This is a genomic window from Nitrospira sp. KM1 (assembly GCF_011405515.1).
Lineage (GTDB): Bacteria > Nitrospirota > Nitrospiria > Nitrospirales > Nitrospiraceae > Nitrospira_C.
In genome coordinates, this window is sequence record NZ_AP022671.1 from 234,222 (window position 1) to 257,392 (window position 23,171).

The following is a 23,171-nucleotide window of genomic DNA, read 5'->3' on the forward strand; positions in this document are numbered from 1 at the left end:
GGAGGAAATTCGATGATGAACCGCCTTGGCGTGACGTGGTTCGTGGCCTGTCTGGCGTTGAGTCTGTCTGCATGCGCGAATATCGACGTGAAGACCGACCATGATCCGACAGTCGATTTTGCGAAATTTCAGACCTATGCCTTTGCCGGGCTGACGGAAATTGACAAGACCGGAGTATACGACAACTCGTTGATGCGAAAGCGTATCGAGGCCGGGCTGTCTCGAGAGCTTGAGAAAAAGGGATTTCGTCGTGTAGAGCTGGCCGATCATCCTGACCTTCGTGTGCATTATTGGGTGGGCATCAAAGAAAAACAACGTATCGAAAGCACCGGCGGCTATTACGGCGGGATGTACGGTTGGCGCGGCGGATATGGATGGGGAGCGGGGTACGGAGGCGGTGTCCAGAGCTACGATTATAACGAGGGCACATTGATCGTCGATCTGGTGGAACCGGTGAAGAACGAGCTGGTCTGGCGGGCGACGATGGTGGCGCCGTTGGAGGATACGACCGACGAAAATCTGGAGCTGGGACGGAAGGCGCTCGAAAAAGCATTCGAAGAGTATCCACCGAAGAAGCCGTCTCCATAAGCCTCGAACCGCAATACATATTCGGATCGTACACATCCTGCGCGAGCCAATTGAAAAAGACCATGTATCGGCTCTGCATCGACGAAGAGATTAGTCATGAATGGGAGTCTTCAATGAATCACTCGCCGTTGCATAGCAATCAGAGCTGGTGGATGGAAGCGTCCGTCGTGTGCCTTGCGGGTGCGGTAACGCTGGGAGCATTCTCATTCACGCAGGCCGCCGAATCCATGCCGGCAAGATCTGAGCCGCTCTCGCAGGCAGAACAGCCTGTTTCGCAGACATCCCAAACCAAGCTGGATCAAGAGGTCAGGTACGAGTATGTGCTTGTGCACCCCAGCGAGGGATATCTGGCAGGATTCGCGGGATATACATTCGGCGGAACATTCGATGCCGAGGGCATTGGGGCCCTCAACGGCGCCAATTTTGGAAACCACAACCTGGCCGATTCCGTCGTCTATGGCGCAAAAGCAGGTGGGTTTTTCCCGCAGAGTCTGAGCTGGCTGGGGATTGAAGGAGAGATCTTCAACACCACTCCGCATGTGGAGCAACAGGGGACCTCGCCCGGAAGTCACATGCGGGTGACGACATTTGCGCTGAATGCGATCGCCAGGGCGCAGTTGGGTTGCACAACTCTTCATGATCGGACGGAGGCGGTCACGGAACGATTTGTGATCCGATACGAACGGGAATTCTGCCGACTTCAGCCCTATGCCGGGGTGGGCTTGGGAATCTTCTGGGTCAACATGTCGAACGCTGCGTTCACTGCCCACCAAAATTTCGTGCCAGGACTCAATGTACTCGGTGGAATTCGCTATTATTTCACGGAGCGAATCGCCATGTTCACCGAATATAAGTACAACCGCGCGACATTCGATTTCTCCGGTCCGGCCGGTCTTTCGGGTTTTCAAGGGGTCTATAGCGTCAACCACATCGTCGGGGGACTGTCCTACCATTACTGAGCATGCAGATCTTCCATTCCATGTAGACCTCTGTTACTTTTGACAGTTTCCGGTCGATCTTTAAAGTGATATCTACGCTCCTGCATGTCCGCTTCACGATATGAAAGTGAGAATGGAGGACCCATCATGACTGCATCAAGTACCTGGTCAAGGTCCGCCGTGTGCGTGTTGGCGACAATAGCAAGCCTGGTTACTGTGTTCGCGCCTGCGCCGTCGATGGCGGTCAGCGAACAACAACAGCTTGTCGAGAAAGCCAAATTGACGGCGGAGGCATTCGGGGCCGACCCCAACCAACGGGACGATATCCGTCAGGCGGTCAAAGACGTCAAGGGCGTCTTTATTGTCCCTCAACTGTTCCGCGGAGCCTTCATCTTTGGTGGGACGGGTGGAGGCGGGATTCTCCTCGTCAAAGATGAAAAAACCGGTGAATGGTCGCAGCCGGCCTTCTATAACATTGCGGCGGTCAGCTTTGGCCTCCAGGCTGGAGCCGACACCTCTGAATTGATCATCCTGGTTCGGACTCAAAAGGGATTGGAGGAATTTTATCGCTCAGATTTCAAGCTTGGCGCTGAAGCGGGGATTTCTGCCGGTCCGGTGGGAGGCAGCACTGCAGTGGAGGGAGTGGCGGCGGATCTGATCTCTTTCGGAAGGACCAAAGGGGTTTTCGCTGGAATGGCACTGAACGGCGCCGCCATCGCCGCCTCCGATGATTCCAACCAAGCCTATTACGGAAAGGCGGCCCGCCCGACCGACATCCTGGTGCAGAAGACCGTCAACAATCCGGCTTCCAAAGACCTGCGTGCTGCTGTGGCGGAATTGCTGGATAAGGGCAAAAAGTAGGCGGCATGTGATGAAGGACGGAACAGCATGGAGGAGGCAGGCGTTCTTTTCAATTGACACGCCTCGATGCTCCCTTCATCATGTGCGGCCCGCTGGTCGCTCGACACAGATCGGATCGGCAGTTCTCGTGACGCAATCGAGGTTACGAGGTTTCACAGGTATCGGGATCTGTATCGCCCGTACCCGTATGTGCTTTAACCATCATCAGAAAGGATCCCTCACATGATCAGATTGCTTTCGTTAATGCTCGCCGGCGCCATGCTCTTCGCAACATCGGCGATCGCACAACAGCCGTTGGACACCAACATGGAAATCCTCAAGCAAAAAATGAAGGCGGACAAGAAGCTGCTGATCGCCAATAACATGGATCTGTCGGAAGCTGAAGCCAAGCAATTCTGGCCGATTTATGAGTCCTACCAAAAAGACCTCGAACAGGTGAATCAGAAGCTCGGCAAGACGATCATGGAATATGCCGAGGCCTTCAACAAGGGATCGATCCCGAATGATACGTCGAAGAAATTGCTGGATGAGGCTCTTTCAGTTGAAGAACAGGAAGTGAAATTGAAGCGCAGCTATGCCGAAAAGATGGAAAAAGTCCTCCCGGCGACCAAGGTTGCCAGATATATCCAGATGGAGACCAAGATCCGGTCGGTGATCAAGGTCGAAATGGCGCAACAGATCCCGCTCGTCTACTAACCTCGCGTCGAGGACATTCGACATCTTTCTGGAGGGGGCTGAGTTTGACGATTTCGCGTCATCAGCCTCCTCCTGGAAAGAACTGCGGACACATCACATCGGACCCTCTCAATCGAAAACACTCCGGGGCTACGTTGGCCGTCGGCTACCATGTCGTCCCGCCGGCGGCTCTCGAAGGATCATAAGCGACCCTGGGTACGTACGGAGGAGTGGAGTGATGTTCGTGGAAAGCTTGACCGACGTATTGACAGAAACTCCCTGTCGTACTACATCCTTCTGTCGGCCCATCTGGATCGTTGCGCCCGTCAGTCTGCGTTGTCGTGTACGGTCCCATCCGACCACGAAGTGAGCGCCAAAGACATGCCTGCCATTACCCCATAGTAGCCAGTATGCCGTCGGTGCTGCGCCGCAGTATCTCTCATAGAGGTGGTTACGACCGGGAGTCTGCTCACATGGCTTGGAAGGGTCGGCTCAATCACATGCGAACAGCGGTCGGTATGGTCCTGGCCGTGGCCATCCTCGCGTCCGCGGGTTGTTCGAGCTCCATCTATGGTTGGCAGGTACGAACACACTCCATGGAGCCGTTACCTTCATTCAGTCAGAGCGTGCTGGCTCAGGAACCCGTAGCGCTGTTTGGCGGACTGGCACAACCGGGGCTTCTGGGAGGCGAGATCGGCTTGGAGGTTCTCCTGTCTCAAATCTTGAAAAAGGTCGCTCCTCATATCAAGGTCATTGAGCCAAACCAGACATTGACCACGATCAACAGGGTGGGACTTTCCGCAGACTATACGCGCATGCGGAATGATGCGCTGCAAAGCAACATGCTTGACCGAGACCTGCTCAACAAACTCAGCGCGGCGGTAGGGGCTCGATATGTGTTTCAACCGAGATTGACGGCCTTCACGCAGACGATGACCGATCGGTGGAAATTTCCCGCCTTGGACTTTCGAGTGTCGCAAACACGCTCCGGCATTATGCGGCTGTCATTGCAATTATGGGATGCCGAAACAGGTGACTTGATCTGGTTTTCAATAGCCGAAGCGACCATGCAGAGCGAATCGCTTTCACAAGATCCTGTATATTTTGAAGATATGGCGCGGGTGTCGCTTGGAAGTGTCATCGCTGATTTTCTCAATGGCAAGACGGCGTCGACCTATACGCCGCTCAATAAAATATTGGACCAACTTATTCAAGTTCCGGTGCCGGAGGAGAAACGCACCGAGGGGAAGCCCCTGACAGGGTCTGAACAGTGAGCAATGCGATTTGAGGCCCTCCAACTGGAAGCCGTCCATGGACTATGGTAATTTGCGTTCCGTTAGTCGGAGATGAAGAGGAGATAATCATGTATGCAATGAGATTCTGGTGCGGAGTGCTCGTTCTTGGGATGACAGCCGTGCTGGTCGCTTGTGAATCGACGGAACGCAATCAGCAACAGCCGCCTTGGACGCTCGTCCCCATTAACGACTTCGCAAAAGTGGCGGGAAAATGGGAAGGCATCATGCGCCGGACCCCGCCGATGAAGCAGGACGATTGGGTGACCATCGTGATCGATGAGAGCGGACGATATGAGTTCGTCAGTGTTCGGACCATCGGTGTGCTGAGCGGGCAGGGGGTGTTTAGCCTTTCAGAAGGGAAAATCTCAACCACTTCAGAACGAGGATCGATCGACGGGACGCTCTATGAGACTGGTACGCACCGGATGTTGAGAACAAAAGCCAAGGCTGCGGACGGCACGCAGTATCTGTCCGATTTGAAGCCGGCCAGGTAATCGTGTCATTGCGTGCGATCAATTCGTGTCCGGCAATTGTTTCGGCGGCCGCCCTGCGATGTTTTTTTGACGGATGAGTTTGGTGAAATAGGTACGCTGGAGACCGAGCTCTTCAGAAGCCTTCGTCTGATTCCATTCATTTCTCTTCAGTGCCTCCTCAATGACCCTCCGGCTATAGGCTTCCATCATGTCGTGATAATACGGAGACGGCGCAGGGACGCTGTCGCCAGAGGGCTGAGCGGACGCTGTGTTCGACAGGTTGAGGTGTTCCGGCTCGATCAATCCTCCGGGAGACAAGATATAGGCCCGCATGAGGATATTCTCCAACTCCCGAATATTGCCGGGCCAGCTGTAGCCACTGAGCATTCTGAGTGCGGCGTCGCTCAGGGAGGCTTGTTTCTGAGTGCCGAAGCGTGAGGCCGCTCGACGGAGAAAATATTTGGCCAATGCGGGTACATCGCCCATTCTGTCGCGGAGCGGCGGCAGTGTGACGCTGATGACGTCCAACCGGTAATAGAGATCCTCTCGGAACGTTCCCAGCTTGATCGCCTGTTTCAGATCCTTGTTCGTGGCCGCGACATAGCGGACATCGGTACGCACAGCCTGAGTGCCGCCGACGCGATAGAATTCCTTATCCTGAAGCACTCTCAAGAGATGGCTTTGCATCGAGAGCGACATGTCGCCGATCTCATCAAGAAACAGCGTTCCGCCTTCCGCCACTTCAATCTTCCCGGCTTCACGCTTGACGGCGCCGGTAAATGCGCCCCGCTCGTGACCGAACAGTTCGTTTTCGAGCAGATCTTTTGGGATTGCGGCGCAATTCACGGGAACGAATGGCTTATCCTTGCGAGGACTCCATCCATGGACGGCCCGTGCGACGACCTCCTTGCCGGTTCCGGTCTCGCCGAGAACGAGCACGATCACGTCCATCGCAGCCGCCTGCCTGGCAATCTTCAATTGGGTCGTGAGCTTGGCGTTATCCCCAATGATCGAACCATACTGATCGTCGACTTCATGCTGCAGCACGCAGATGCGTCGCCGAAGCGAAATGGCCGCCAACGCCTTGTTGATCACGACGGTGAGATGGTCGGCGGTAAAGGGTTTCGGGATGAAGTCAAAGGCTCCCAGATGCATGGCCTGCACGGCGCGCTCGATGGTTCCAAACGCCGTGAGCATGATGACCATTGGCGAGGTGTAACTGGATCCGCCTTCCGTGTCAGTCTCGTTGGACCGCCCGGCATCGGACAGGGTCTTGACCTGTTTGAGAATATCAAGCCCGGACATATGTGGAAGTTCGATGTCGAGGAGAACGAGATCGGGATGCTCTTGCTCGATCATCCGGACGCCGTCCTTGCCATTGCCGGCTACGAGGGGCTCATGGCCCATCCACGTCACGCGATTTTCGAGAGCAAGAACGATATCCGGATCGTCGTCGATGATGAGGATACGTGCACGCATACAGTGCATCCTCCCCTGGATAAAGCAGTTTCAGTTTAAATCATTTCGGTTCGCAAAATATACTCTCGCTTGTCGTATCGATAGATACTCATGTGCGCGACGGTTCCTGAGCCGAGGAGGACGATCCTCCAGGCTGGAGCGGCGCCACGGGAAGCGTAAAGTAGAATTTCGTTCCTTTCTGCTCTTCGCTCGTGACCCAAATCGTCCCCTTCTGCATCGTGACGAAGCTTTTTGTGATGAAGAGTCCGAGCTGCGCGCCTTGCGATCCCGGGAATACGGAGGGCACCTTGGAAAACTCATCGAACACTTTATGCAGATGCGTGTGCGGGATCCCGCATCCCGTATCTGCGACACAAATCTGCACGAAGCCGGCCGGCAGCGCTGCAAGAAAAATCATCACCGAACCGTCGGGCTGTGTGAATTTGATGGCGTTCACGACCAGATTCCAGAGGATCTGCTCGATCTTGTCCCTGTCACCCATGACCATCGGCAGGTAATCCGGCGTCTCCAGAGTCAAGGCAATCCGCTTTTCATCGGCCATCGACCGCAGGGTTTCAATCACGGCGGCCGTGAGGTCTTTGATGAACAACGGTTCGAGGTGAAGTTCTTCCTTTTTCAGATCGAGCCGAGACCAGTCCAACAATTGATTGATGATCCGGGTCAAACGGTTGAGATTGTGTTGGATGCGCTCGAGATAAATGCTTTGCCGGTCTGTGAGAGCTCCGGCGACGCCGTCGAGCATATTGTCCGCAAAGCTGCGGATGACGGTCATGGGCGTCCGCAATTCGTGAGACGCCACCGAGATGAACATGGTCCGTCGCCGGTCATGGTCCTGAAGCCGCTCGTTGGCGACCGACAGTTCCCTCGTTCGCTCTTCAATGCTGTGCTCGAGGTTTTCTGTCAGGCGGGCCAGATGCTCGTAGGCTCTTGCATTGTCCAGCGCGGTGGCCACATGGCCGGCGATGGTCGAAAGAATATCCAGATCCTCCGTGGTGCACGATTGCGGGCCCCGATCCCCGCTGATGAAGCCGAGGATTCGGTTGTGACTCTGCAAGGGGACGCAGACGAATGACACGACCCCAATGCGCCTGGCCAATTCGAGAATTGCCGGGTGCATTCGATGCGAAACGGCATTGATGTCCGGAGCGAGGACCGGCTTGGCGTGAATGAGCAGTTCCGCCAGCAGCGTGTCATCGTCATGAAACGTGATGCGCAGCGTCTTTGCGGCGTCGGCGATCTCGGGATCCACGCCGGCCACGCGGGCGACATAGGCGATGTGACGGTCTTCGTGCTTGAGCATCAGCATCATGCGTGAGAGTCCAAGGTTCGCCATGAGTAATTGAAGAACGGTATCCATCAGTTGGTGCAGGTCGAGCGTGCTGCTGATGGCGGCGCTGGTTTGATGGATACTGGTCAATTGCCCGATCTGGCGGCGAATGGTTTCGAGATTGTTCGTGATGGCCACATTGCGTTCCTGAAGCGCCGCGGTCATGACATTGAAGATGCCGGTGAGTTGTCCAACCTCGTCGCGGGTCGTATATGGCAGAGCCGGAGGCGTGCCGCCTTCAGCCAGTTGCCTGGCAGTCGTGGCAAGACTCCGCAGTGGAATCGTGATTCGCGATGTCAGAATGTGCGCGCCCACGATGCCTGCCACGATGATCAGCAACGTCAGCCCAAGCACATGCCTCATGATTTCAAATAAGGCTCGTTTGGTTTGGGCATCGCTGATGCCGATCTGAACCACTCCCTGAACGGGCTGTCCGTCCCGCTCCCTGCGTTGGTCCGCTGATTCATCGAACTCGAACGGCAAGGGAGCAGGAGAAACTTCAAAGGCAGGGCGGCGCATCACGGGTAGAGCGAAGTCGTACAGGTTGTCCCGCAGAGGTGAAAAAAACTGTGACCAGACCGACAGGGGCGTCGTCGGCACCAGAATCTTATCCTGCGATAATTCTACGGCGGTCATGACCGGGGCATGCACCGGACTCCTGTAGAGTTCTTGAGCGATTCGTTCCTCCGGATAAAAACGCCGTTCTTGCGTGAAAGTCAGGCTGCCTAACGATTCTCGCACCAGCTTGTTTTGCTGGGCGAGGATCATCCCATCGGTCCCTCGGATCACGACATACACCACCTCCTCCACCGCGATGAGACTCTCGGTAAACTGTTGTAGCGTCGCTCGATCTTCGGCAATGAGCGCGCCGTACCGGAAGCGTCCATTGTTGACGAGGCTCGTCAATAAGATCGAGCCCAACCGGTTCAGCTCTTCAGTCATCGAAGCGCGGCGGGTTTCAATAAAATATAAGCTCAGGGCGGAACAGGTCAGAATCAAGATCATGCTGAAGAACACCACGAACTTGGTTCGCAGGCCGATGAACCCTCTGCCCCCGTTCAACTGTGATGTCCGTTCTGCGATGAGTTGCTGACTCGTCATGAGCGTATCTCGCTAGTACGTCTCGTCGATAATCCCGTTCAATTCCTTTGCAAATGAAAGACCCAAGAATTTGGCCGTCTTCAAATTGACGGTAATCTTCAGGCGATCGATGGGTACGGGCTTCGCGAGCGCAGACCTATCGCCGTCGAGGATGGCCTTGGCCAGCAAGCCCGTTTCTCGTCCCACCTGACCGTATTGAACCGAAATACTGAGCAGTGCCCCCAAGCGGGTGAGCTCGGGGGAGAAACCGATGACGGGCACGCTTCGTTCGAAGGCCGAGTCCAGAATGAAACGCACCGACTCATTGGTCAGGACGGTGGAGTCGGGCAACAGCCAAAGGGCTTGGTTGACCGAGAGAAGCGTTCGAAGCTGTTGCGGCACGTCCCGCTCGCTGTCGACCGGCAACTCTTGGAGTTTGAACGCATTGGCGGCCGCTGATTGGTTCGCTTCCTTGATCTTGAGCGCATTCTTTTTTGGATCGTAGAGTGTGCCGAGACGGTGCGTATCGGGAAGAAAAAGCCGGATGATTCTCAGCTGACGATCGACCGGAACCTCCAGCATGGTCCCGGTCATGTTGGGAGCGGAGAGCTGGTGCTTCAACGGATCGAGGATCATCATATAGACGATAGGGACATCGACGATCTCCAGTTTGGCGGCTAGCGCGGCCTTGAGGCCGACAGCAAGGACCAGTGAGGCATCGGATGCACGTATTTTTCTGGCGAGTTTCTTTCCTAACTCCAAGTCGCCCTGGAGATCGTACTCGCTATAGACGGCCGCGTTTGGAGCGGCGGCCTTGAAACCTGCGATGGCCTCGCGGTAGGCGGCAATGTCCGAGGATTGAAGGATCGCAATATCGAGGGCATACGCAGGCGTGAAAGCGAGTACGGCAACGAACAGCAGAGCGAAGAAGGCAACGGAAATGCAGAAGGCGACGACAGCCACTCGTGAATCGTTCAGCCTTCCAGCAGGTCTATCCATGCACGACCCATCCGAGCAGCGGTCCGAACCCCGTGCACATCATACGCCTCCTAGCAGGATGCTGAAAAAGTCGCTCATATCACCCACCCGCCCGGACGCGCCGAGACGCGTCTTCACCAAGCTTTGTTCTCGCGGGACACTGCCGCCTCACTATCTCGGCGGCGTTCACAGGCGTGCCGTGCCTTATTCGGCACGGCGTGAACCTCAGAGGCTCAACGTACGGCCCGGGAACACGACTGTTCCCACAGTCGGTGGGCGGGCGGGTGAGAAAGATTACGCCTCGCCTCGAAGACACTGGGCGCTCACTGACTCGCGCCCGTCCGCAAACGTGGCGCTCATTATTCTTCGCGCCGCGGACCTCGTTGCGACCTCGCTGGACGGCCTTTTTGAGCATCCTGCATGGCGTACGCCTGTTATTCCAGACGTCTCGGCCAGTGCAATTCCGGCGTACCCACAGGGTTTTTCCACAGCCTCCTAGACGTCGGGGCGCCTGTCGGAACTGATCACGACACCTACCACCTGCACAGGAGATCCGGGAGGATCGGCAAAGGCGGACCCCACCCACGTGAGCCAGCGGAAGGTCTTGTCCGGACTGAGGAGGCGATGGACAAATCGAATGTCCGAGCCAGGCTTCACGGCACGCCGAAACATCTTCGACACAACTGCGCGGTCGGGAGGATAGATGCATTCAAGACAGGCTGCCTGGGTGCCCGCAAACGATCCAGGAGCGATTCCGAACAACCGTTCCAGTTCAGACGACCACGTCATGCGACCGCTTGCGACATACCATTTCCAGCCGCCGATACCTGCGGCGGCCATCGCGAGCCGCACATGCTCGTCCTCATGTCTTCCGGTCGATTCTTCACGCTTACGGTCGGTGATGTCTTCAGCCAGCCCCGCGATCCGATAGACTTGCCCCTGTGCATTACGAATCGGGAATGCCCGGTCCCAAATCCACCGAATCGTCCCATCCGGGCGAGTAATCCGGTATTCGACATTGTAGTCGCCGGACACTTGTTTCGTCAGAGAGTCATGGAGAACGCGTTCACGATCTTCAGGGTGGATCGCCTCGACCCAGGATCGCGGAGACGCCCGCACTGATGAACAAGACCTTCCCCAAATGGTTTCATAACCCGGGCTGATGTACAAAATCTGATTCTTGTTCGGGTCCGTCATCCAGAACACATCGGTAATGATATCCGTCATCTGGTTGATCAAGCCCTGACTCTCTCGGAGAGCCAGTTCGGCTTCTTTCTGCTTGGTCACGCACTGTAGAGTTCCGATCATACGAACGGACTCCTCTCCGTCAGTCCGAAAGGACTGCCCGGCGCAAGCAACCCATCTCATCGTTCCATCGGGCCCAACGATCCTGAATTCGTCCATGTATTCAGTACCGGTGACGGTGGCCTCAATCAGCTTTCTGGCCGCCTCTCTCCGATCCTCAGGATGGATGAGGGCCAGAAACGTCTCGAATGGCTGAGTACCGGGAGGAAGGCGAAACAGTTGAGCGGCATTATCAGACCAGACAACGGTGCCAGAGCGGGGGCTCCAATCCCAGGTACCGAGCTTACCGGCTCGAAGGGCCAGATTCAGCCGGTCGCGGCTTTCCTGGATGGCTGCCTGTACGCGTTTCCGCTCGGAGATATCACGGATGATCCCGCTGTAAAACAGTCCTTCGCGCGTCTTCCAAGCGGCCAATGATAATTCGATCGGAAACTCACGCTTGGTCTTGTGGAGGCCGAACAACTCAACTGCCCGTCCGATTATCTTGGATGGCGCGCCCGTCCTCATGCGATCCAGCCCCATCTCATGCGCTTCGCGATAGCGAACCGGCATCAACATAGTGAGGGGCCGCCCTTCGATTTCGGCCTTCTCGTAGCCAAAGAGTCGAGCTGCACTTTGATTCCACGAGACGACATATCCCTGTTGATCCGCGACGACGATCGCGTCGCTGGCCGACTCGACGAGCGACCTGAACCGGTTTTCACTCTCCGTCAGCGCATACTGGGCATGTTCGGCACGCGCGGCTAAATCCTTGACGCCGATCGCGCGCCGGAGAATAGCACGCAATTCTTCCCGGTTATACGGCTTTATGAGATAGGCGAACGCGCCTTTTGACAATTGACCGATCGTCTTTTCCGTTGAGGTCGATGCCGTGACGATGACAACCGGAAGCGAGGGGTCGAGTTGCTGAAGCGTATGGAGGACATCCAAACCGTCTCCATCCGGTAGACCTAGGTCGAGCAGGACCGCATTGAATGCCCGGCTATGAGCCTGTGCCAATGCTTCGGCGCAAGTGCCCGCCACCGAAACCTGATAGCCCTCGTGCTCCAAGAGGTCCTGCAACCCGATCACCAGGTCCGGATTATCCTCTACGACGAGAACGGAATGATCAGACGTCACGACAGCAGCCATCGAACCCCTCCTCGTAGAATCTCACCGTCAGCCAGGCCATGACGCACCTCCCGATTTCTTCACTAAGCGGAAACTCCTTCGTCTTGTCATTCAATGCATTGAAGCGCTCACGGCGACTTCTGCGTCGCGTGGATAGCCGGCTGCGGCCTTGTGCCGCCGGAAGCGATAGTCGGTGCGGAGGTTCAAGAGGTTATAGGCTCCGCCCGTAGGATCTGGAAGCGGGACGAGTCCTTGTTGGGCGAAGTCGGCGAAAGACTGTTCCGGTGGAGAGAGGGCTGAACCATAATAATGGTACAAGGCTTCCGCACTGATTCCAGTTTCCCATTCTCCACGCAGTCCAACATTGAATTTGTTATGTGGACCGCCGCGTCTGACGAGCCCGGTAAAGTATTGGCGGATGTCATCATAAGAATAATTGGCAAATCCCGTGAGCCATCTGGTCACTAATAGGTCGACTCCGGTTTCTGCCCCATAGATGTCCGCAGAGCCCTGATCGTTGGAATATGCCGAGACGCTTGGCGATTGGTTGCGAACACTGATGAGATCGGAGAGGTGACTGAAGAAGCCGTCGGCACGTATTTTCATGCGATGGTTGAAGTACCAGCTCCGATCCCCCGCGTCGTACGAAATAATCTGCTCCGGAGCCAGATTCGATCTTCCCAAAATGGAAGTTGTGATGGGAGGCAGGGGCGGATTCGTAGCAACCCGTATGCGTCGAAGGAGAGTCGGAATATCTGTGGCGCCGAATTGACGGATGTCTTCATCCGTGATGACGGAGACGTTGGAGGGAGTCTGGGAGATCGGCTGATCGTATCTGGAGACAACACTCACGGTTTCTTCTTCCTTCATCAGTTCTAATTCCTGCGCCAACTTGCCTCCCAACATCGACTCGACGTTGACGGGGAGCCGCTCTTCGGCACGACAGGGGTCATCACATTGATGTTCAAGACGCGACGGAGACCGAGTATGCCCATCGGCTCAATTCAACATGCATGCCCTTCCTTCCGACACCGGTTGTCCGGAGTATTCTCCTCCATCGCGGACTAACGATGTGGAGGAGCGCAGAGGGCACTGTGCCTGGGGTAGTCTCATACGCCAGAGAGGTAGGTGTGGAGCGGTTACGTATTGAGAGCAGGCCGAATGGACACGTTCGCGAAAGTGCCTATTCTCGTCATGCGGAGGCGGAAGTCTCACAAGCCAGATGCGCGTATGTGTTTGGCAAGACAAGTCAAACACGGTTGCCTCCGACGCAACAGCGTTCGAGACGTAGAAGCTGACCGGGCCTTCTTAAAGAGATGTTCCCATTGAAGCCTGAGGCGCCGGTGGTCGTTGTGTTGCAATGAGACGAAGGAGCCGGGGACGGCCACGCTTCAACGGTGCGAGCCGGGCCGGAAATGTTCCTCCGTTGATGAGTTCCATATCGTTCACTGTCCGTTCGAGCGCATCGGTTATCAGCTGGGCAAGGGGGATTGTTCCAGTCCAATACACCGCGTTTCGCATCCGGTCGAGAAGAGTTGCCGGCAGGGTGATGGTCACCCGCCGTTTTCTGACAGTCGAGGTGCGGACGATTCGACCATTCCCATTATGATGGAGGGATGAGGCGGTCTTGCCATTTGTAGTATTCATATGTTCCTGCTCCATTATTGACTTCATGCAGTCACCGATCGTTGTTTGGATTGACTATCTACATGGGGTCCACCGACCGATTGAGACGCTTCCTCATGATGAGAATCCTTACGTGCCGTCACCTCTTCGGTCAGAACGGAAAAAGTCATGGCCCAAACCAGCCCTATGAGCCCCACGAGCAGCACGGCGAGAACAAGTTCCTGTGTCATGGCGGATTCCTTTCCTAATCTCAGTTGCGGGTTCATGACGAAGTAATTGATAGTCGCATTCAGCAAGCTCTGTGCCTTCTTTGTCGTACTGCGCGACCGCACTTCATCCAAGAAACATTGTAAATATTGGGAAATTTTAGATGAGAGGTATTCAAAAGACAGGGATGGCGAATGGCCGTGAATCAAAATAGATTCTGCTCTGGATCAGAATTGATCTACGAAACAATCTAGCAGGCAGTTTGTTTTGGATCCCGGAAAACACAGAGCCGGGTATGATCGCTGATCGGGTCGGAAGAGCTCACAGGATGTTCAAAAAGGCTGGTTCTCACCCGCCCGCCCGCCCGCCGACTGCGGGGACAGTCGTCTTTTCGGGTCTCACCCGCCGCCCTGAGCGGCCCAAGCCGCTCTTACTCGCCGTACGCTGAGCCTCTGAGGTTCACGCCGTGCCGAATAAGGCACGGCACGCCTGTGAACGTCGCCGAGATAGTGAGGCGACAGTGTCCCGCGAGAACAAAGCCTGGTGAAGGCGTGTTTTGGCACGTCCGGGCGGGTGACATGAGCGACTTTTTCAACATCCTGCTAGACAAGTAGAGATGGATCAGGAAGGAAACAGTGCGTTCGGAATTACCGTGAGGTGGTTCGAATGGATCGCAGGTCCCATTCGGCGACGCCATGGAGACCGACCTGCTTCAACATCGCGGCTCGCTGTCGTCGAAGGGGCACGTCAGAAGGGTTCGCGTCGATCAGTTCACAGAGGCAGGCCATCGCATCGTACCAGAACCCATGTCGCGCATTGTCCAATACGCTTTGCCCGTTACAGGTGAGGTTGGGTTGCATACCGGTAATGCATTCACTGAATTCACACCGCTCGATAATACCGCCGGCCACGATATCCTGGGACGGCGATTCGGGGTTGCGAATGATTGAGACATACCACCGATACTGCACATCCGGTTCAAGGGTCAGGCCTAGGTTCTTGAGATGAATCTGCTGGACGCCGGGTTCCTTCGGTGAGGAAATCGGCGCTTCATAGACTGGTTTGATCGATCGGCTGTCGACGAGGGTGAAATGGACCGGATGACTGGTCTGTTTCGAGAGAAACCAGTTCAACACAGGAGTCTCCCGAATCGTCAACGCCACATGGTCCGGTACCAATGCGACGAGTTCGGGATCGCTACCCTCTGTACCACGAAGTTCCCCGCCGACCCTGGCGCGCGGGCTGATTCGTTTAGGGGGGTTGTAGACGGGAAGCTCCGAATTGTCTGAAACAGCTTCAATCTGTTGATTTGATTGTTCGGAGAAGACCGGAGTCGAAGGCCATCCACATAGTAAAATTGATAAGATGGTCAGTCCCCTCCAAACTCGAGTCGGAACAGGTCCGAATGACATTGAGATTTTTTTCATGATGGCCGAAAGATTAAATAGATCCGATTGCCGTGTCGCATTGTAGCAAACCTTCAACTTCCAGTCATAGCCAGTTGTTTAACAACAAAAATGGCGACCAATAGGCCGGATGCTCGTACACACGATCTTCCAGGAGCTTGATCTGTGCGCTTTGCATGGCCTTGGCCTTCGATACTCCAGGCGATCGAAGCTGACGATAGAATTCTGTGACGAGAGTCGCTGAAGCCTCGTCATTGATGAACCAAAGCGTTGCCAATGCGCTCCTCGCCCCGGCCTTAATTGCTACACCGGCCAGGCCCAATGCCGCACGGTCGTCACCGACTCCCGTTTGGCAGGCGCTCAGGGTAAGCAGTTCGAGCGGATCCTGTCTAAATCGGAATAAACCGATTAAACGATCAAGATTGCTCATCGTGAGCTTTCCGTCGAAGGTGAGAAGAAACGAATCGTCGACATCGGTTGAGAATTTCCCATGTGTGGCAATGTGAAGAATCCCATACCTGCTTTCACGCAATTCCTGTTCCAGCTTCGGAGTCCGAAACTCCTGGTTGAGCAGCTGATCGGCATCATAAAGAGTCCGGATAGATTTCACCTCTTCGGCGACGTAGGGAAGAGCCGGAAAGCCTTGGACGGAGTTAGTCAGTCCGCCTGCAAGAAACCGTATATTTTCACGGTTTAACGGACGTGGGTCGGTGAGGAAGAGACCCGGTGTCAATGCGACGGCATATTTTTGAATAAGAAACATGCTGCCGTCGTGCAGTGCCGACATGGGTATGGTCCGCAACACTCCGTCAGGTACAAATACAAGCGTTTCGATCTTCAGACGTATCAATTCGGATTCAATCGGACGGATCAGCCACTCATACATTTGCTGTGCATGAGGAAGATATTCCCGAGAGGTCCGTTTCTCAACCGTTCGGCGGAACGCCCTGACTTCCTGCGTCAGGAGTTGAGCCGTCACGGGGACAGAAAAGCGCGTGAATGTCCCCGGCAAACTGACCAGTAGCTCCGTCCGATCGGGGAAGACGATCGGATAAATGACCGCCGTGGTTGGAGAGACCGTGTCCAGCCTGGTTAGTTTGCTCTGCAGCGTATCGACACATTGATCACGAAAGTAATCGCGAAGTTCCGCGGCCTTGTATGCTTCGATCGCATCACGGGCGCTGCGGAGATACTGCTCGGCTATTTTAGGATCAGCCGTCAAGGAAGCCCGTTTGAGCAGAAGGTCGGCGAACTCAAAGAACAATCCGCGAACCGAATCATCGCCTGTCACTGCTCCGAATTCAGAAGCGGCGGCGACTTCTTGCCGTATCGGACGAAGCGTCTCGGCGGCGGAAACGTAAGAGCTAATTGCTTCATCCAACTTTCCCGCTGCGGCCAGTTGGCGTCCCAATTGCCGCTGCCAGCGATACAATGATTCCGGCGCATTGGCAGCTTGAGCGGAAAATACCGCCCGCCGGGTTAGATGCAGGGCCTCATCGTTTCTGAATTCTGTTTCATAGAGAAGTCCCAAATAACCGTCTGCATAGGACTGCATTCTCTTGTCTCCGATATTGTGCGCTACGTTTGCGGCTTCGACCAACACGCCGGCAGAACGCAACAACAGAGGAGCATGCATGGCGGGCATCAGTGGTATGAGCTGTTGATACCCTAAGCCAACTTCAATGAGGTCGAGGGATTGTTCATGAGAAGGATCGAACCGGGTGAGCACGTCAGACGAACGATCCAGATAGTCTCTGGCGTTTTCAGCCTGGTTCAACTTCAGCGCCATACGGGCGGCGTTGATATTCGCACGTGCAATGAGTGATCGATCGCCGGTAGCTTCGGCTCCATTTGCCGCCGCCAGAAACAATGAAAGTGCTTCACCATCCTGATGTTCCAGGACCGCGACAACCCCTAAATCATTTTGGATCAACGCCGTGAGTTGCCCATTTCCATCCGCCTCAGCCATCTCAAGCGCCTGCTTGAGCGTTGTCGTTGCTGCAGCTGAGTTTCGGGCGGCAATGTAGGTACGTCCAAGATTCTCCAAGACGGAAGCCGTCCATGTGCGGTCACCTGCCTTTGATGCCAATGATAACGCGAGGTCCAGTTGTTGTAGCGCCTGGCTGGTTTGCCCCATTGATGCCGAGGCCTGCGCCGCTTGGACCAATGCCTGACTCTGCTCTTTGGTTCTGCCTTCTTGCTCATAGTGGGCTGCGGCTTGTTTCCACTCCGCCAGCGCGCGATCGAATGCGCCCTGACGGTAGGACCGAAGCCCCTGCGACATCAAGCTGTCCGGTGATGTGGACTCTCCGGCGCCGGTTACTGATATCATTGGCAACACCAGGCTTCCAACCGATATGATGAGAATCACCAGCCAACAGCTCAACCGTTGTCTTTCATAGACGGTGCGCATCTTCCTTCATCATCCTCTAGAAGAGGTTTACCACTACACCCAAATGCACGCCATGATCTTGGATGGTATTCCCTATTTTGGGTACGTGATTCAATTGCTGTCCCCAATAGACTTCGAACGACGCTCGGTCCTTTGGGAGAATGTTCCATCGTAGGCCGACCCCCACGCTCGCCAATGTATCAGGAAAAGTGCTGATCGGAGCCGTGACCGATGGACGATTTTGGCCGAGATTCCAACCATGAGCGACATCCACAAACGGCGCGAATTGAAACATCGGTTCGCCGCTCGCCCAACGATACAACGGAAAACGTGGCTCGAGCGATGCAATGAATGAATTGTCTCTGATGATCGTCACTTCCCTGTAGCCCCGGACACTATAGCGGCCGCCCATGGCGACCTGCTCGAGAGGGAAGAGAGGGGAGTTGGTCAGTTGAAGATCCATGCGGCCGAGCAGTTGCATGCCGAGCAGCTTTTCGCTGAACTGTTTGATGGCTTGTACTTGCCCGAGCCAAGAAAAGAACTGCCCGTCCGGAGTATCAGGATTCGAATTGATGGTAGCCCCAAGGACGTTTAAGCCGACGCTGAAGCGGGACCGCATAGCGAGCACCGTGTCGATGGTGCGATGCGTCCACTCCTGCGCAAGACGAAGCGCTGATACCGTCGCTGCGCCATTCTGAAATCCTGGAAAGATATTGAGCGTCATCTGGTCCGGGGTGCCATAAAACAAAAATGACTGCGTGTACAAATGTTCCCCGGTTATCGAGAGCGCCACCTCGTCGGTGACAGTCTGATAGATCGGCTGACGGAGGGTCATACCGATAATCTCCGTGTTGGTATGAATATCAAGCGGGCGGAACGGTTGTTCGATCAATTTGAAGTCGTAACGCCGGTAGTAGGGTGAGAAGGACGTGCCGTACTTCGTGAAGGGAAGTTCGTAGGAGCCAAACACAATAGGGAATGCACCGCTAGATTGCCCATAACTAATGCTGACCGGATCGCCATGCCCGGTCAAATTATCGTGGGTCAGCGTTCCGATACCTTTTATTTCACCCACAAGCGGTGTTTGGTAGTTGTTGACTTCAAGCCTTGCATGAAATGGTTGGTTGTCCGAGACTTTGACATTGAGGACACTCTCGCCTTGCTTGTCCCCGGGACGGAGTTCCGCATTGACCCGTTCGATGCGGCGGTCCTGTTGTAAGAGTTGAAGCTGCTCCTGCAAGGGGCCAAGTGAGACGGGAGTTCGCTCGCCGAGTGAAATGCGGTCGCGAATGTAGGAAGACCTGAACCAACGATTTCCTTCGACGTTGATGCCGGACAATGTGCCTTCCACGATGTGAACCGTCACGACTCCTGCAACGACATCTTGATCGGGGATGATCGCACCGGAGGTGATGTAACCTTTGTTGACATACAGAAGAGTGAGAGCCAGCCGAAGCCGCTCGAGGTCTTCGGTAAATAACATCCTGTTTTTATACGGATTCGTGACCTCGTTGATTTCTGCTTCACTAAAGACCGTATTTCCGACGATCCAAATATCGCGGACAAAGACCTGCACAGTGCCGGGCCGCTGAGGAATTTCTGATTCTGGGGGAAGAGGAACGATTGGCAAGACAGGACTCGGTGGCGGTTGAGGACGTTCGAATTCTTCCTTAAGCGGGCCCGGCGGTTCTCCAGATCTACCGGTGGGATCAATCTGCGCAAAAGATGATGACACGCCGACCAATGCCATAAGCACGCCGATGATCACGCAGGCAAAACAATCCCTTAAACGCGAAAGCCTGGACCGGGGCGCCGGTTCCCCAGCGCGATGTATCATGATCGACAACCAACCTGAGTTTCGTGTGCGAACGCCTGTGTCAGAAGTCCTGCTGGGGATATTTGTCGCAAGGAGAGAATGGAAGGCACATCATCAGATGTATTCGTGAGCGATTGTGGGACACTGGCGACGAGTGTCTCCGTGATCCCTGATGGTATTGAATCCGTGAGCCAGCTTCCAGGTTCAATCGGCAGACGATCTCTCCCCGCAAGCGTGAAGGTGCTGAATTCCCCTGCGACTTGTACCGCGCAAGGCTGACCGAGCAGTGCCGTTGGGATCAAAGGCTGTTGCGAAAGAGGGATGATCTTCCCGCTGGCGGGAGCAATAGGGGATTGAATCGTGATGGAGCCATGTTGTCCGAGTTGTGAGGATGCCGAGATCGTGCTGTTCGAATCCGGAAGAAGAAGGTTTGTCGTGATGAAGATATTGCCACCAGGACCCTGCACCGCTTGAGCAAGAATCTGGCTATTCTGAAGCAACACGTACTGTGGATCGATATTTACACTGCCTCCGCCGCCAGCTCCATTCAAGACCGACGCGCTGATCATGCTATTGATGAGCTGTACTGTCCCTTCGGGGGCAGTGGTAATCTTGATCACGCCCCCGCTGGCTTGATCGGCTTCTGTTGTCAAGGAGCTGTTCATGAGAGTGAATTGGCCACCACTGTTGACCGTGATATCGCCGGCATTGCCCGTTCCAGTGTTGCTGGCCGAAATACCCGAACCCGCCGCGGCGTTGATTGATCCTTGTGAAGTAATGGCGATGCTGCCGCTGTCCTGATTCCCATTCGAGCGACTTGAAATCTGGCTGTTGAGCATCGAAAAGTTCCCGGCAGAAACAGCGATATTGCCGCCTTGGTCGGTGACATTTGCAGACTGTGGACGGACATCGTGTACATTGGAAGAAATGGTCGTGTTGTGCAGTTGAACAGGACCGCGTGAGTTGAGGAAAATTTGTCCTCCGAGTGCATCGCTCTTGGTATCCGTTAAGACATCGGTTCCGCTCAGACGGATGGAGGCTGCCGGCCGCAAGGGCGTCCCCTCAGGCGCCTGCACACTTTCTCCAGCGATGGTGATACTTCCTGCGCCACCTATTCCCGTGCTATTGGTTGAGATGACAACTCGGGTCGGATCCTGCGCATTGAGAATGCGTGGAGCTGCGAGCGTTCCTCCGGGTCTATTCCCTTGTTGAGTCGTCACCACATCCGCGGCCAATTCAATACGGCTGCCGATGCGGCTGCCCTGCGTGGGAGCATCGATTCCTCCACCGATGATGTCCAAGATCTTTGCGGACACGAGAATAGTTCCCTGAACATCCCGTCCATGTGCAAGAACTCGTCCCCTCTCGCCCGCACCGACGACGTCGATCGTTTCTCCATTGGGCTCTATCCCATTCGATACGTCGTTCACCTTCGAATTGAGAATCGAATGATCCATGATGACTTTATCGGCACGGATTCTGAGGTATCCTGGGAATCCCGTGCCTTGAGCCTCGACGGTAATTTCCGAATTGGTCAATTTGACTAAATGGGTCGGAGGATCGGGGTAATCCGGCTCCCAGACGGCGCCGTACGAAAAGAAATTGTCTTTGATGATCTTCGTGATGCCCGCCTGAGCCCTCCCTCGACTTGTATTCGTAATGTACGAGTTATCCGCAATAAGTGAATTTTGGACCCGCAACCAGATTTCCCCGGCGCTCGGCCCCTCGGTGCATGTGGGACAAGCTGCAAGATTGGAGACTTCCGCGTCTGCCTTGATCGAACTGTCTTTCAAGATGACATCGTTGGCAAAAATATCGATGCGACTGAACCCTGCATTTCGCGCAAACTCTCCATTCGGCTTGTTTCCATTGATGTTGAAGTCTTGCGTTGCGACTGAGATATGGGTGTCCGTGAAGGAGGCTTGATTCTGAACCCTCATGATCACAGCCCCTCCGGGGGCATTGCCGATGGCCTCGGAGCGGATGTCCGTCCCGTGAAGATCGATATTCCGAGCGAGGGGGTATTCGAAAACTTCTGTCGGCCCTCCTTCCGGATTGACGACCGACGTATACGTTTTGGTCACCGTCGGAGTCACACCCAAAACACCTTGAATGGTAATATCGCCGGCCTGGCCGCCTGCGCACCCCTGTGCACAAATACTCGTACTTGAGATCAGGACGCGACCATCAGGTCCGGCCCGAGTTTCCAGTGTTCCAACATTCAACGTAATTAATCCGGCATCTGCACCGCCGGTGGTATCTGCCGATAGGACCGTTCCATTGAGAAGCACGACCTTCTCGGCCGTTATCTCGATACCGTCGCTGGTAGGACCGGGAATGGTCGCCTCCGTCGCGTTTGCGATTACCTTCGTATTGCTGAGTGTAATCGTCTCCGCCCGCTGCCCTTCACGGCCTTTGATGAAGATGGTACCTGCAGTGCCTTGGCCATTGCTGTTGCTGGCAAAAGTCACGGGCCACGCATTGCTGAGCGGTTCGCCATCGCCTCCCAGATTACTGCGCAACGATCCTACCTCGAAGATGATATTCCCCGCTTTCCCGGCACCGCTGGTAGACGTGGTAATCGTCGAGCCGTTGCTTAGATTTGCACTGTCTACTTGAATGGAAATGTCCCCTTGGGTGGTCGAGCCGGTAAATGCATTAGCGGTCTGGTATGAGCTATTTGCTTCGAGCGAAGCATTTTCCATTACAAATTGCCCGCCTCTAATTGAAATCGGCCCGGCATTCCCTCTGCTCGAACTCGTCTGCACCACGGATCCGGACAGAAGTTGAATTGTGCCGGTGCCAACTGCATTGGCGGGAGTCGAGAGACCGCTTACATCACCGGAAGTGCTGAGTTCTCCATTGCCTGCTAGACTCGCCAGAGTGATTTGACCACCCGGCGCGGTGAGCTTAGTTGCCTGAGTTGTACCACTGTCTGTTTTTGCTTTTTCTAAAGTGATATTCCCCCCGATTAAGGAGATGCCCGTTCCCTCTGAGACGGTTATCTGGCTGCCTTGAACCATGATTGCCCCGGGATTGGAACCTAGGAATCCAAATGCAGCCACAGGAGCGGCACTGAGCAACGTATCCGTTATGGCATTCGAAGCGGCATTGAACCGTGCACCATCCGCAAACCGGAGATAATCTGCACTCGTGAACGCCACCATGCCTCCGACGTTCACCGTGGCATTGGGTCCGAACAAGAACCCAGCGGGGTTCATAAGGAAGAGGTTCGCATTTCCAAAGCCGGTGGTCTGGATGCTTCCGTAAATATTGGAGACGTTTCCGCCGGTGACACGACCCAGGATATTGGCGGTAATTGGTAAGCTGCCATTCACCGGCGTATTGAGAAAGTTCGCAATTTGATTGGCCGGAATATTGAAATTGCCGAAGCTGTGAAACAGATTTGCCCCTGCCCTGGTTCCACCGATAATGTCATGCTGAAGTACTCCTCCAGCAATTTGTGATGAACTTATATGAGTATTGAGTCCGGAGGACGTAATGGGGGCGGTCGTCTGCGCCTCTGCTGAAAGTCCAATCACAATTCCCGATAAAAGGAGTGCACACAGCAGCCTTGAGCAGAATGATGCGTGTGACATATGCAAATTATTTGAA

17 protein-coding genes are annotated in these 23,171 nt (G+C 55.0%); 6 read left to right on the forward strand and 11 right to left on the reverse strand.

From position 1 onward, the window contains the following. Positions 1–12 precede the first annotated feature (12 nt). The 6 genes from W02_RS01150 (at position 13) to W02_RS01175 (ending at position 4,851) form a co-directional block, all read left to right on the forward strand. Entirely contained in the window at positions 13–588 is a 576-nt protein-coding gene (locus tag W02_RS01150; protein ID WP_173043983.1) for a DUF4136 domain-containing protein, read from the forward strand. A gap of 113 nt (positions 589–701) precedes the next feature. After that, positions 702–1,547, forward strand: coding sequence for an outer membrane protein (locus tag W02_RS01155; RefSeq protein WP_173043985.1), 846 nt, complete (start codon positions 702–704; stop codon positions 1,545–1,547). A 126-nt stretch (positions 1,548–1,673) separates the two neighbouring features. After that, the gene (locus W02_RS01160) at positions 1,674–2,387 is read left to right on the forward strand and encodes a lipid-binding SYLF domain-containing protein (protein WP_173043987.1); all 714 of its coding nucleotides are present in this window, start codon (positions 1,674–1,676) and stop codon (positions 2,385–2,387) included. A gap of 222 nt (positions 2,388–2,609) precedes the next feature. Next, complete coding sequence (locus tag W02_RS01165) at positions 2,610–3,083, forward strand: hypothetical protein (RefSeq protein ID WP_173043989.1); 474 nt, start codon at positions 2,610–2,612, stop codon at positions 3,081–3,083. A 452-nt stretch (positions 3,084–3,535) separates the two neighbouring features. Then, the gene (locus tag W02_RS01170) at positions 3,536–4,336 is read left to right on the forward strand and encodes a hypothetical protein (protein ID WP_173043991.1); all 801 of its coding nucleotides are present in this window, start codon (positions 3,536–3,538) and stop codon (positions 4,334–4,336) included. Between the two features lie 89 nt (positions 4,337–4,425). Further along, entirely contained in the window at positions 4,426–4,851 is a 426-nt protein-coding gene (locus W02_RS01175) for a hypothetical protein (protein WP_173043993.1), read from the forward strand. Positions 4,852–4,869: 18 nt separating this feature from the next. Here the strand turns inward: W02_RS01175 and W02_RS01180 are convergent, their stop codons facing one another. The 11 genes from W02_RS01180 to W02_RS01230 all read right to left on the reverse strand — a co-directional run bounded on the left by W02_RS01180 (position 4,870) and on the right by W02_RS01230 (position 23,155). Next, on the reverse strand, positions 4,870–6,309 hold the full coding sequence (locus W02_RS01180; protein ID WP_173043994.1) for a sigma-54 dependent transcriptional regulator: 1,440 nt from the start codon (positions 6,307–6,309) through the stop codon (positions 4,870–4,872). 88 nt (positions 6,310–6,397) lie between these two features. Beyond that, complete coding sequence (locus tag W02_RS01185; RefSeq protein WP_173043996.1) at positions 6,398–8,737, reverse strand: ATP-binding protein; 2,340 nt, start codon at positions 8,735–8,737, stop codon at positions 6,398–6,400. A gap of 12 nt (positions 8,738–8,749) precedes the next feature. Then, on the reverse strand, positions 8,750–9,715 hold the full coding sequence (locus W02_RS01190; protein WP_173043998.1) for an ABC transporter substrate-binding protein: 966 nt from the start codon (positions 9,713–9,715) through the stop codon (positions 8,750–8,752). A 474-nt stretch (positions 9,716–10,189) separates the two neighbouring features. Then, positions 10,190–12,130, reverse strand: a complete 1,941-nt coding sequence (locus tag W02_RS01195; RefSeq protein ID WP_173044000.1) for a PAS domain-containing protein — start codon at positions 12,128–12,130, stop codon at positions 10,190–10,192. 90 nt (positions 12,131–12,220) lie between these two features. Continuing rightward, entirely contained in the window at positions 12,221–12,979 is a 759-nt protein-coding gene (locus W02_RS01200; RefSeq protein WP_173044002.1) for a hypothetical protein, read from the reverse strand. Positions 12,980–13,417: 438 nt separating this feature from the next. Further along, positions 13,418–13,756, reverse strand: coding sequence for a hypothetical protein (locus tag W02_RS01205; RefSeq protein WP_173044004.1), 339 nt, complete (start codon positions 13,754–13,756; stop codon positions 13,418–13,420). A 23-nt stretch (positions 13,757–13,779) separates the two neighbouring features. Further along, entirely contained in the window at positions 13,780–13,965 is a 186-nt protein-coding gene (locus W02_RS01210; protein WP_173044006.1) for a hypothetical protein, read from the reverse strand. 624 nt (positions 13,966–14,589) lie between these two features. Continuing rightward, positions 14,590–15,354 (reverse strand): DUF928 domain-containing protein, encoded by a 765-nt coding sequence (locus W02_RS01215; RefSeq protein WP_173044008.1) that lies wholly within the window; start codon positions 15,352–15,354, stop codon positions 14,590–14,592. Between the two features lie 79 nt (positions 15,355–15,433). After that, positions 15,434–17,761 carry a CHAT domain-containing protein gene (locus W02_RS01220; RefSeq protein ID WP_173044010.1) on the reverse strand — a complete coding sequence of 776 codons (2,328 nt, stop codon included), beginning with the start codon at positions 17,759–17,761 and terminating at the stop codon, positions 15,434–15,436. A 16-nt stretch (positions 17,762–17,777) separates the two neighbouring features. After that, a complete protein-coding gene (locus W02_RS01225; RefSeq protein WP_173044012.1) occupies positions 17,778–19,577 on the reverse strand; it encodes a ShlB/FhaC/HecB family hemolysin secretion/activation protein in 1,800 nt (599 codons plus the stop codon). Then, positions 19,574–23,155, reverse strand: coding sequence for a filamentous hemagglutinin N-terminal domain-containing protein (locus W02_RS01230; RefSeq protein WP_173044014.1), 3,582 nt, complete (start codon positions 23,153–23,155; stop codon positions 19,574–19,576). The genes W02_RS01225 and W02_RS01230 overlap by 4 nt, the downstream gene beginning before the upstream one ends. Between the last annotated feature and the right edge of the window lie 16 nt (positions 23,156–23,171).